General features: G+C 45.4%; 14 protein-coding genes and 1 pseudogene. 9 read left to right on the top strand and 6 right to left on the bottom strand.

The genetic code is table 11. The features are described 5' to 3' along the window. The first annotated feature begins 156 nt into the window (after positions 1–156). From HMPREF3091_RS16845 to HMPREF3091_RS16855, 3 genes are read left to right on the top strand one after another with little or no spacing between them, the layout of a single operon-like run. Positions 157–471 (top strand): antibiotic biosynthesis monooxygenase family protein, encoded by a 315-nt coding sequence (locus tag HMPREF3091_RS16845; protein ID WP_070717671.1) that lies wholly within the window; start codon positions 157–159, stop codon positions 469–471. 2 nt (positions 472–473) lie between these two features. Further along, positions 474–863, top strand: coding sequence for an amino acid-binding protein (locus HMPREF3091_RS16850; protein WP_070717289.1), 390 nt, complete (start codon positions 474–476; stop codon positions 861–863). Between the two features lie 4 nt (positions 864–867). Continuing rightward, the gene (locus HMPREF3091_RS16855; protein ID WP_070717292.1) at positions 868–1,575 is read left to right on the top strand and encodes an ArsR/SmtB family transcription factor; all 708 of its coding nucleotides are present in this window, start codon (positions 868–870) and stop codon (positions 1,573–1,575) included. 55 nt (positions 1,576–1,630) lie between these two features. Here HMPREF3091_RS16855 and ttcA read toward each other — a convergent pair whose 3' ends face one another. Further along, positions 1,631–2,569, bottom strand: coding sequence for a tRNA 2-thiocytidine(32) synthetase TtcA (gene ttcA / locus HMPREF3091_RS16860; protein ID WP_070717295.1), 939 nt, complete (start codon positions 2,567–2,569; stop codon positions 1,631–1,633). Positions 2,570–2,700: 131 nt separating this feature from the next. Further along, positions 2,701–2,820 (bottom strand): annotated as a pseudogene (locus HMPREF3091_RS22930) (site-specific integrase); the annotation flags it as partial. Between the two features lie 459 nt (positions 2,821–3,279). Between HMPREF3091_RS22930 and HMPREF3091_RS16865 the strand changes: the two are divergent. The 6 genes from HMPREF3091_RS16865 to HMPREF3091_RS16890 all read left to right on the top strand — a co-directional run bounded on the left by HMPREF3091_RS16865 (position 3,280) and on the right by HMPREF3091_RS16890 (position 6,580). Then, entirely contained in the window at positions 3,280–3,573 is a 294-nt protein-coding gene (locus HMPREF3091_RS16865) for a hypothetical protein (protein ID WP_070717298.1), read from the top strand. Positions 3,574–3,724: 151 nt separating this feature from the next. Then, positions 3,725–4,009 (top strand): hypothetical protein, encoded by a 285-nt coding sequence (locus HMPREF3091_RS16870; protein ID WP_070717301.1) that lies wholly within the window; start codon positions 3,725–3,727, stop codon positions 4,007–4,009. 123 nt (positions 4,010–4,132) lie between these two features. Further along, on the top strand, positions 4,133–4,444 hold the full coding sequence (locus tag HMPREF3091_RS16875; protein WP_070717305.1) for a hypothetical protein: 312 nt from the start codon (positions 4,133–4,135) through the stop codon (positions 4,442–4,444). A 174-nt stretch (positions 4,445–4,618) separates the two neighbouring features. Then, positions 4,619–5,356 carry a helix-turn-helix transcriptional regulator gene (locus tag HMPREF3091_RS16880; protein WP_070717309.1) on the top strand — a complete coding sequence of 246 codons (738 nt, stop codon included), beginning with the start codon at positions 4,619–4,621 and terminating at the stop codon, positions 5,354–5,356. A gap of 25 nt (positions 5,357–5,381) precedes the next feature. Further along, a complete protein-coding gene (locus HMPREF3091_RS16885) occupies positions 5,382–6,182 on the top strand; it encodes a PhzF family phenazine biosynthesis protein (protein WP_070717312.1) in 801 nt (266 codons plus the stop codon). A gap of 23 nt (positions 6,183–6,205) precedes the next feature. Continuing rightward, complete coding sequence (locus HMPREF3091_RS16890; protein ID WP_070717316.1) at positions 6,206–6,580, top strand: RidA family protein; 375 nt, start codon at positions 6,206–6,208, stop codon at positions 6,578–6,580. An 80-nt stretch (positions 6,581–6,660) separates the two neighbouring features. Here the strand turns inward: HMPREF3091_RS16890 and HMPREF3091_RS16895 are convergent, their stop codons facing one another. The 4 genes from HMPREF3091_RS16895 to aegA all read right to left on the bottom strand — a co-directional run bounded on the left by HMPREF3091_RS16895 (position 6,661) and on the right by aegA (position 11,445). Next, complete coding sequence (locus HMPREF3091_RS16895; protein ID WP_070717317.1) at positions 6,661–7,077, bottom strand: DUF2000 domain-containing protein; 417 nt, start codon at positions 7,075–7,077, stop codon at positions 6,661–6,663. Positions 7,078–7,309: 232 nt separating this feature from the next. Then, complete coding sequence (locus HMPREF3091_RS16900; RefSeq protein ID WP_004089828.1) at positions 7,310–7,591, bottom strand: hypothetical protein; 282 nt, start codon at positions 7,589–7,591, stop codon at positions 7,310–7,312. Between the two features lie 298 nt (positions 7,592–7,889). Continuing rightward, on the bottom strand, positions 7,890–9,032 hold the full coding sequence (gene ompC / locus HMPREF3091_RS16905) for a porin OmpC (protein WP_004089826.1): 1,143 nt from the start codon (positions 9,030–9,032) through the stop codon (positions 7,890–7,892). A gap of 349 nt (positions 9,033–9,381) precedes the next feature. Further along, the gene (gene aegA, locus HMPREF3091_RS16910) at positions 9,382–11,445 is read right to left on the bottom strand and encodes a formate-dependent uric acid utilization protein AegA (protein WP_070717320.1); all 2,064 of its coding nucleotides are present in this window, start codon (positions 11,443–11,445) and stop codon (positions 9,382–9,384) included. Between the last annotated feature and the right edge of the window lie 250 nt (positions 11,446–11,695).

Here is an 11,695-nt window from a genome sequence, read left to right on the forward strand (position 1 = left end):
TGCCTAAAACCTAGCGCTATACCTATCGAATCCTTCATCCCTCTAGCCTCTGCATCGTCACCTTCATTTGTGCACTTTGGATATTTCGTTTTTCAACGAAGCGTTCTCGAACGAAATCACTAGATTAATGCTTATCAACCGACCGGAGGGGAAATGATGATAGCAGTAATCTTTGAGGCAAATTCGCACCTAGATAAGCAGGCCCGTTATTTAGACATTGCAAGCGAATTGAAACCATTACTCGAGCAGATCGACGGTTTTATTGCGATAGAACGATTCCAGAGCCTGTCAGAGACAGGAAAGATCTTGTCTCTGTCTTGGTGGCGTGACGAGGAGTCGGTTTTGGCATGGAAGAAGAATGTCTTTCATCAACAAGCCCAAGCTGAGGGGCGCGCCTCTATTTTCTCGTATTACCGAATCAGAGTGGCCCGTGTGCTCAGAGATTACTCATCAGAAAATAGAGGGGAATGAACATGTATGATGTGCATATTATCTTGAAAAACTCTCCTGGAGAGCTGGCTTGGTTAGGGAAAGTTTTGGCACTTAACGGTATCGGACTCGAAGGTGGCGGCGTCTTTGCGTTAGGCGGTGAAAGCCACGCTCACTTTCTGGTCGCCGATGGCTTTAAGGCTAAAATGGTTCTTGAGAGTGAAGGGTTTCGAGTCAACAGCGTTTGCCGCCCGCTGATCAGAGTGCTAAGGCAGGAGCGTTTAGGGGAGCTAGGGGCAATTGCGGCAGCGCTATCTGAGAAAGGTGTTAATATTTTAACTCAATATAGCGATCATGCTAACCAGCTTATTCTCATTACGGATAATGACATAATCGCTCAGCAAGCCACTGAAAAATGGGCTGTGAAGGTCTAAAGCTATGCACAACACGATAAATGCCGAGCAGTTGACACAAGCTGATGTGCTTGAAGACGCCATGTCTGGCGTGGCTGCTGCCATGTCAGATCCGTCTCGCGTAAAAATACTTTGTGCGTTGATGGACGGTCGGGCGTGGACGGCAACTGAACTGGCCGCTGTTACAGACGTCGCGTCTTCTACGGCCAGCGCGCACCTTAACCGACTCTTAACGAATAAGTTGATTATCTGTTTATCGCAGGGACGGCATCGCTATTACCGTTTGGCGGGGAAGGAAACTGCCGAGCTGATTGAGATGATGATGGGGATTTCATGGCAACTCCATCCGACACCGGCAACGAGAACGCCGGTTGAATTGCGTATGCTTCGGACCTGCTACGATCATCTTGCGGGTGAAATTGCGGTGAAAATATATGATGCAATGAATCATGCCGGATGGTTTGGGGCTGATGGTACATTTTTAACTGACGAAGGATTTCGACAATTCAGTATGTTGGGCATCGATCTAGAACATAAAACCAAGCGAAAGATTTGCTGTGGCTGCCTTGATTGGAGCGAAAGGCGGTTTCATCTCGGAGGTGAAGCAGGGGCACAATTTTTTGCGCTGTGCGAACACAAGCATTGGGTACAAAAAGTTGCGGGGTTTCGTAAGGTCAATATGACGTCGAATGGAAGGAAGGCCATTGGACGACTGTTTCATATTGAGTGTTGATACACCGGTTGAAAAAACGCCGCTGAGCGCGGCGTTAATCTAAGGCTCTGGCGAGTTATTTTACTTCAACCACGTCCAGACGAATCGCATTGTCGAAGTTAGGCGCGTCTTCATCATCGGTTAATCCCACAGGGACTAACGGAAGCTCTTCACGATCAAAGGCCAAATCACCGCCGTCAATCACTTCACTCCCGTGCTGGATCCCTTTGAAGTCGAACAGGTTGGTATCAGCTAAGTGAGAAGGCACCACATTTTGCATTGCGCTAAACATGGTTTCGATACGACCAGGGTGACGGCGATCCCAATCACGCAGCATATCTTTAATCACCTGACGCTGTAGGTTTGGTTGTGATCCGCACAGATTGCACGGAATAATCGGGAACGCGCGTGCTTCGGCAAAACGCTCAATGTCTTTTTCACGGCAATAGGCCAGAGGGCGAATGACAATATGTTTGCCATCGTCGCTCATCAGCTTTGGTGGCATGCCTTTCAGTTTGCCGCCGTAGAACATGTTTAAGAACAGCGTCTGCAGCATATCGTCACGGTGATGACCTAATGCAATCTTGGTTGCGCCCAGCTCAGTTGCCGTGCGGTATAAAATTCCGCGACGCAGGCGCGAGCACAGGGAGCAGGTGGTTTTACCTTCTGGAATTTTCTCTTTTACAATCCCGTAGGTGTTTTCTTCTACGATTTTGTATTCCACACCGATGCTGTCTAAATAGGCAGGTAGAATATCTTCTGGGAATCCTGGCTGTTTTTGATCGAGATTAACCGCCACTAAACTGAAGTTGATAGGTGCGCTTTGCTGTAGGTTACGCAGAATTTCCAGCATGGTGTAGCTATCTTTGCCGCCGGACAGGCAAACCATAATGCGGTCGCCTTCTTCGATCATGTTGTAATCGACAATGGCTTCACCGACGTTGCGGCGCAGGCGCTTTTGCAACTTGTTCAGATTGTATTGCTCTTTCTTGCTTATGGTCTGATCTTCTGACATTGAATATGTATCCGGTGTTATGGGGCTCGCAGGGGGAAATGCCCTACAGGCAATAGTCGTTTCATGCGTAAGCGGGTCATCTGGCATTTTACCAGCTCATGGCACATAGCCGAAGGGATCCGCGTTGCTGCGTGGCGTGTATGGTACGGATTACGGCGACGAATTCCAGTGGGTTTTGCGGCTTTATTCCATAAAGCACCGATAGCAGAAAGCGGATAGCATGACTTCTGCCTATGGATCGCGTCTCTGGGGGTAACATTTCTCAACTTCTAGAACTGCTTGCCCGTGGTGTATCTCGGACTTTCTAACAAACGTAACTGTATATAAAATTATAGCATGGGATGTTAGTCGCGAGTTATATGTATATATATATTCCGATGGTGTATTTATCACTTTAATATCATTTGTTTTTATTGTTAACGATGGCGTTATTCATTTTTTTAGTTGATTAATATTGTAAGGGGTGAAGTTAATACAAAAAAATAATTAGCACCTTAAAAGGTTATATGTTGTTGACCTAAAAATTGACTGATTTACTATAACGACTGAGGTTCGTGCTGCAAATACATCATGGCTCACGAATTGTATTAGACCGTGATGGATTTTAGTGGGAAATTTCACCGATGTAACACTCGTACGAATCAGAATCTAATATGTATTAAATGCAAGGGATTCAATTTATACATTTCACGTAGGTATTAATCTTAACTATGAAAAATGCAAAATTTTGGTTGGCAATGGCTGTAGCGTTCGATGCTATCGGATTTTTTAGTCGTTTCTTTGGTGTATTAGCTGATGGGGCACGTGTCTTTGGTCGTGGATGTGACCTGCAATGCTCCAATGATGTAGTGATACTCTTTACTACCAGTGCATTATTTTTTGCGTTAGCATTGCTCTCCGCCATTTACTCGATATATCTTGCAAGGATGCAGTCAGGCAGAATCATAATAACGATTTTGGGTGTTCTGGCTGGGCTGATAGCAGTGATATTCTGTTGGGAGTAATCGTAATCAATTGCAATGACTATTGAATAGATATTTATAGAAATCCTGAATGGTAGATAGATAAAAGCTGAACTAAAAAATAATGAAACGTGATTTTTTGACGAAGGGAAATAGGCTTAACTTTATATATTGGATGTAGGGACTTATATCGATGGTAAAAATTTGGTTGACTGTAGCTGTAGTGTTTAATGCGATGGGATTATTTAGCGGCGTCGTTGCTCTAGGGGCGGGTATCGGAGGTTGCGTGCAATGCGGCGATATCCCTATGGCTGCGGGTGTATTATTTTTAGTTATAGCCTTCCTCTCAGCCGTTTACTCAGTACATCTTGCGATGCAGAAAGGAAGAGTCGTAATGATAATTTTGGGTATTCTGATAACGCTGGTAGCTTGCACACCGCTTCTTTGGCTATTCAGGCAGTTTGCTCTCCGCTTTTAAACTATTTCAGCAGAGGATAGTAATAATATATAGGTAAAAACTAACTGAAAATAATGGAAAGTAATTTCCCTCTCCAAGATAAATAAATTTCAATTTATACATTAGACTTAAGAACTTATATCGATGACAAAGAATTCAACATTTTGGTTGGTAGTAGCTGTAGTATTTGATGCGTTGGGGTTATTTATCAGTTTCTTGGGTGTTTTGGCTATTGGCGCGGGCGTTAGTGGAAGCGGATGTGGTCAGCAATGCTCTGCTAATTCAGAGATGTTCCTTGCTGTTGGTATATTCTTGTTGGTAGCGGCTCTGATATCAGCCCTCAGCTCGATATATCTTGCAAAGACGCAGAAAGGAGGAGGCGTGATAACGGTTCTGGGCGTGTTGGCTGCTCTGGTAGCCAGTTTACCGCTTCTGGTGTTCTGTATGGTGTTATAAATCGAGCGTGTATTTATCGCTGACCAACTCATCGTTTGTTCTTAATGTTTCAGTTTCATGCCACGGAGTAAATTCGGAAAAATTCAACATAAAGTTGAAATCACAACTTTATGTTGATATTGTCGTGTCAAGTGATACTCGCTAAATCTGTCATTTCTAGAGTCCTGAATCCGCATGAAAACGATGTTGAATGAACCCTGTCTTTCAGATACCACCGATCCTGCCATCATTGCCGAACGCAGGCTGGTGCTGAAGGTGTTGCGTAGTGCTTTGCAAATGCTTGGCTGCGTCGTTGGTCGCAATACTGAAGTGGTTCTCCACGATCTCACCCATCCAGAAAACTCGGTGATTGATATTGTTAACGGACACGTTTCCGGGCGCCGTATGGGGAGTTCTGTGCTATCGGGTCCACAAAACGATCGCGGCTTCAGTGCAGTGATGCAGGAGATAAAAAGCGAGTCCTGCGGCGAACCTTCAGTGGTCGGGGGATATGAAACATTGACTCCGTCGGGTAAAAAACTACGCAGTGCAACGGTCGTTTACCGGGATGCTCAGGGGCATCCGTTTGCCAGCCTGTGTGTGAATGCGGATATCAGCGGCATTGAAGCGGCACAAGCCTGTCTGGCGCAGTTATTGGCAAGCGGTATTCAGACGACTGAACATCCGGTATCTGAGCCACCGGATATGGAAATTCTGATGGCAGAAATCATTCAAGATGCAATGCAATGCACCGACGTTAAAAACGGCGTGATGAATAAAAAGGCCAAACTACAAGCGGTGCGCCAGATGCAGGAGCGGGGAATATTCATCGTAAAAGGCGGGGTTGAGAAAGCGGCAAAGGCACTCGGCGTCACGCGCTATACCATTTACAACTACCTTGAAGAAATCCGTCAAAGCCAAACTCGTGTCTAAGTATAACGATCCTTGGGGCAATATCATGCAAATTGAAATTTTTCAGGTTGATGCCTTTACCTCTCAAATTTTTGGCGGGAATCCAGCCGCGGTGTGCCCATTAGAACAATGGGTTGAGGATGAAGTGCTTCAGAAAATTGCGGCAGAAAACAATTTGTCAGAAACCGCATTCTTTGTGCAAAAGAGCGACATTATTGAACTGCGCTGGTTTACGCCACTCGTGGAAGTCGATCTCTGTGGGCATGCGACGCTGGCGACGGCGTGGGTATTGTTTAATCAACGTGGTGCCACACAGGATACGTTGAGATTCGCTACGCGCAGCGGCGTGCTGAGTGTTTCTCGTGACGGTGAGTTTTTGGCGATGGATTTTCCCGCAAAAAAACCGGAGCTCATTGATGTTCCTGAAGGTTTAGCGCAGGCGCTGAGCTTAAATACGCCTATTCGCCAAGTCTATAAGGCCGATGACTATATCGTGCTGGTGGATTCTCCAGAAATAGTGGAGGCCTTACGGCCAGACTTTTCGCTGCTTGCGCAATACCAAGTGCGAGGCGTGGTGGTAACCGCAGCGGGGCACGACTGTGATTTCGTTTCGCGCTGGTTTGGTCCAAACGTCGGTGTTAACGAGGATCCTGTTACAGGGTCGGCGCATACCTGCTTAGCGCCGATTTGGGCTGAAAAACTTCGGCGTAGCGATCTTAGCGCTCAACAGGGCGGCAGCAGAAAAGGGCAGTTAGGTTGTCGGCTTTATACGAATGTAGAGGGAGAAGAGCGCGTCATTATTAGCGGTCAAGCGGTGCTCTATCTTCATGGGATTATTTCTGTCTAGTTTTTCACTTTTGAGGGGCATCTATGTCTTCCAACCTACAGCGTTTTGCCAGTGATTTGCCGTTTCCATTTGCCAAAGCGGTACGCGCAGGCGACTTCTTGTTTCTGTCGGGGCAGGTTTCAATGTCTCCAGACGGCAAGCCGCTTTATGGCAGCATAACGGAACAGTCAGAAAATATTATGCAGAGTATCGCTAAAACGCTCAAAGAGTGTGGTTCTGATATGGACTCTATTGTAAAAGTAACCGTTTGGTTATCCGATATGAAACACTTTGCAGAATTTAATCAGGTATATGCTACTTATTTTAAACAAGGTTATCCTGCTCGTTCGGCAATAAGCTGTGAACTGGTGATGGGCTTAGATGTGGAAGTGGAAGTTCAGGCGATGATTAAAAAATAAAAATATTACGCAATCCATGTGAGGATAAAATAAAAAGCATGTCTCAGACATGCTTTTTTGTCGTGGTTAATTTAATGTGGCTATTTATAAACTGAGAATTTTTTAGTGATAGGTTTCAGTTTTTCCGTGTCACCAAATAAGGCAATAGCAATAAAATCAAGCTTATCTATTTCCGTATTTAACGTATCAGCGATCTGTTGCTCTGCGGAGTGAGATAACATCGTGTCCGTAAAGAAGTTATACGTTATTTCTGCCTCTTGGGCTTTTTGTACCGCGTTAGCGAGTTGGCTACTGTTCTTAGCCTGTAACACCACGACAGGGTAATGGCTCATATTGGCTTGTAATCCAGAACTGGCATTTGGGTACGCATCAAATAGCATTTCTTTAGCGCAGTCGGTAATTCCAGCGCTAAGATGACTGGCCGCATTCATTAATGTGCTAACTTCGTGATTGCGATTAAGGATGATATAAAGCTTCATCTCATTATCTTCGTACATTTTAAACTCTCGGTGTGGAATGATTCATTTTATATATAATACCACAATCATTCATTCAAACTACACCAGCATAGGAATGTATTTATTTTAAAATGTGTTAAGCACAAAGGTAGGCGGAAAGGCAAATGCCTCTAGTGGTGAAGTGATTAAAGAGCGCAGCAGCGATTGCCCGCCATGATATAAAGAAAAACCGCAGTAATTTCTACTGCGGTTAGAAAGAAAAAGTATAGCACTAACCTTGATGTGGCATTAAGTGAGGATCAGCGACTACAGCAGGTTTGTTGCTTGTAAGTGATTGTTCATCTTGAGAAATGCTACCGCTGTTGTCGGCCCAAGTACCTTCCATTGTTTTCGTGACTTGCTGATGTTGATAGTTCAAGTCTTGGCCTTGAGCGGCAACGTGAATACTTTCGGTTCCACCGCTGTTGTCAGCCCATGGTATTTGCAAATCAGCGGCAAACGCGGAGCCAGCCGTAGCGGCGATGATGAATGTGGAGAGAATGAGCTTTTTCATATAATACCTTAGTTCAAATGAAGGCGAACATAAACGTTCGTAGCAAGAGATCCATTGCACTGTTTATAACATCCTTATTTGATAGACATATTATCGCGCTGGCTTCTGATGAATAATAGCCAATAAGTGTAGACTTGTGTATGGATTGGTATCAATTATGAATATAGGATTTATATTTGTTATTTCGTTACTGTCGATGTTTGGATTTAACGTTTAGGTCTAATTGATGAGAGAGTGAATAACTCTGTTGAAACAAAAAAACCACCCGAAGGTGGTTTCTCAAAGCGAACAAACGGAATTAGAACTGATAAACCAGACCAACAGCTACAACGTCGTCGGTAGAGATACCGTTGTCTTTGTAGAAGTTGTCATCGTTGTCTAACAGGTTAATTTTATAATCAACATAGGTAGACATGTTTTTGTTGAAATAATAGGTCGTACCCACAGAAACGTATTTAACCAGATCTTTGTCACCGATGCTGTTTGCAGATGTTTGAGCATTGGCACTATAGAGGTCTTTGCCTTTAGATTGCAGATAAGAGACTTCTGGACGCAGACCGAAATCGAACTGATATTGCGCTGTTACTTCAAAATCTTGGGTTTTATTGGCAATTTGATTGCTGTCGCCATCACCGTATGGGGTCATGTTGTTGGTTTCAGCGAACATGGTGGCCAAATAGACGTTATTAGCATCATATTTCAGACCCACAGTCCATGCATCAGCTTTGTCACCGCGAGCGGTAGACAGATTACTTTGCTGATCGGTACGATCAGATGATGCATAGCTAGCACCAGCACTAATGCCCATGCCGAAGTCATAAGTGGTCGATAAACCGTAGCCATCGCCATTCTGGTGTTGAACATCGCGTGAGTTGTTGCTCAGTTTTTCGTTGTCGTTGTTCGTACCGTCGTTTTTACCTTGATACTGAAGGGCCACGTTCAACCCATCAACCAGACCGAAGAAGCCATTGTTACGGTAGGTTGCAACACCGTTAGTACGGCCTGTCATGAAGTTATCAGCCTGAGTATAAGAGTCGCCCCCGAACTCTGGCAGCATGTCGGTCCAGCCTTCCACGTCGTACAGAACGCCGTAGTTACGACCGTAGTCGAATGAGCCGTAGTCACCAAATTTCAGGCCAGCAAAGCCCAGACGGGTAAAGTTGCCGTCGCTGCCGTTGCCTTCGGTGTTATTCACCTGAACGTTATATTCCCACTGACCGTAACCGATCAGTTGGTCTGTAATCTGAGTTTCACCTTTAAAGCCAACACGCACGTATGACTGGTCGCCATCTTTGCTTGAGTCGTCAGAGAAATAGTGCAGGCCATCAACCTTGCCATACACATCCAGCTTGTTGCCGTCTTTATTATAAACTTCTGCTGAGTGAGCTGCGCCAGCCGCTAACAGAGCTGGGATAACCATCGCCAATACTTTTCTTTTCATGATAAATTCCTAATTATTTTTAGTGTGAATAAAAAACACGTAATCCATAGGTTGTAATTAATCGTTACAGCCATTAGATGCTAACGATTAAGTTCCATTTATCTGTAAATGTAATTTGTAATAAGTATACTGAAAGTAAGATTAAAAATGTCTGCTGTAATCTTTATTGATTTTATGAATATTTTAGTTCAATTAATTGATTGTTAATTTTTAATTAATTCAATGGTGCTTTATCTTCAGTTGCAAATATCTTATTTCTATTTTTGCATTTGCTGTCACACTTTATTTTTCATTTTGGCAATAAAAAAGCAGACCGAAGTCTGCTTGTATTAATTATCTCAATGTGTATTTATGCTGCATTCTCTGGGGTTATTGTTGGACGCTGCACAGGGACATGTAGGTACTGCATTATGCCGTCTGCAGCATGACGCCCCTCAGCAATTGCTGTTACAACTAGGTCAGCGCCACGCACCGCATCACCGCCTGCAAATATTTTTTTATTGCTGGTTTGATATGGAACCGCGGTTTCAACGCTGGCGACAATGCGTCCCCATTTGTCTAGTTTCACATTTTCAGACTCAAGCCACGGCATCTTGTGTGGGTTAAAGCCGAAAGCGATAACCACGGCGTCGGCAGGCATCACAAACTCAGATCCTGGAACGGGTTTAGGGCGACGGCGACCGGCTGCATCAGGTTCGCCCATGACGGTTCTCAGCATCCGAATACCCGTGACTTTACCTTCATCATCAATTTCAATGCTCAGTGGCTGCACGTTAAATTCGAACTCGACGCCTTCCTCACGCGCATTTTTTACTTCTTTCTTGGAGCCTGGCATGTTGGCTTCATCGCGACGGTAAGCGCAAGTTACCGTTTCAGCCCCGTGACGAATGGATGTCCGCACGCAGTCCATCGCGGTATCTCCGCCGCCAAGCACCACAACACGTTTGTTTGCCATACTGATGTAAGGTTCGTCTGGGAGCTCGGGTAATCCCATGACCTGTTTAGTATTGGCAATCAAGAAAGGCAGGGCGTCGTGAACGCCGTCTGCGTCTTCATTTTCAAGACCCGCTTTCATTGATTGGTAGGTGCCCGTGCCAACAAACACGGCATCATACTCGTCTAATAGTTCGGTTAGCGTAATATCGCGGCCAATTTCCGTGTTCAAGCGGAACTCAATACCCATGGCGCTAAAGATCTCACGGCGATGCGCGAGAATAGATTTATCCAGTTTGAAAGACGGAATACCAAAAGTGAGCAGGCCACCGATTTCAGGATGACGGTCGAATACCACCGCCTTGATACCGTTACGGGCAAGAATATCAGCACACCCTAATCCAGCAGGGCCAGCGCCGATAATGGCAACGCGTTTATCGACGGGCTTAACGTATGAAAGGTCTGGCGTCCAGCCCATTTCAAATGCTTTGTCTGAAATAAAGCGTTCGATGTTACCCACCGTGACGGCGCCAAACTCGTTGCCTAACGTGCAAGATCCTTCACAAAGGCGATCTTGTGGACATACACGGCCGGTCACTTCTGGGAGGCAGTTGGTCTGATGAGAAAGCTCCACGGCTTCCAAAATCCTGCCTTCTTTCACCAATTTTACCCAGTGTGGAATGCGATTATGCAAAGGGCAGGTCCATTCGCAAACGCTGTGGCTGCCGCATGAGAGGCAGCGGCTTGCTTGGCCACTGGCTTCTTCTTGAGTAAACGTCGGATAAATTTCTACGAATTGCGCCTTACGGATCGCAATCGGTTTTTTCACCGGATCGTGACGCGCTGGCGTATTCAGCATCTGTGGAACTTTACTGGCTTTTCCTTTCGTTTTAGCGCCGGTGGCGGGCATGACAATCGGGGCCGCAGACTGAATCGTTTTACTGGCGCTACCGTCGAAGAGTAAACCTGAATCGTCATTCATCATGGCGCGCAGTTGGCGCTGATGACGAAGATTGTTGAGCACGTGATCATCAATCAGTTTTAGTGCATTGCTTGGGCAACTGGCGACGCAAGAGGGTTCATCTGCAACACCGGCGCATAAATCACATTTATGTGCGTTAGCGAATACGCCATCGGGTTGGGTTTCGCTAGGCGCAGGGTGTGTAATCACTTCCATTGCGCCGAAAGGACATGCGACGACGCAGGTTTTGCAGCCAATGCATTTTTCCTGAATGACCTGAATGCTGTCATCACGTTTCTCAATGGCGTGATTGGGGCACACGTTAGCGCAAGGCGCATCTTCACAATGGCGGCATAATACGGCGGTGTGTTTATGCTCAATTTTGAGCACATGGATCCTTGGCTGGAATTGTGCGGGAGTCAGCACATGTTCACCATGGTTGTGAGCCATCACACAGGCAACTTCACAGGCACGGCAACCGATGCAGTTCTTAGCATCAGCAATAACAAATCGATTCATAACGACCTCACCCACATCCGGTTAATTATAAGTTTGTTCCGGTTATGCACATAGCATGCAAAGATTAGGGAAAATGACTTATTGAAGGCTAAGGAAATAGCCAATTGTGCAACGTATCACATTTATTCTGGCGTGACTGGTTAAAACATCAGCAGTGCCTTAGCGAAGATGCGCTGAGTCAATTTTTAATAGCGGTATATTTCTGATTGTTCGTCACGCAATATCAAAATGACACACGCAGCTTATCAAG

The organism is Hafnia sp. HMSC23F03, from assembly GCF_001816025.1.
GTDB classification, from domain to species: Bacteria; Pseudomonadota; Gammaproteobacteria; order Enterobacterales; family Enterobacteriaceae; genus Hafnia; species Hafnia paralvei.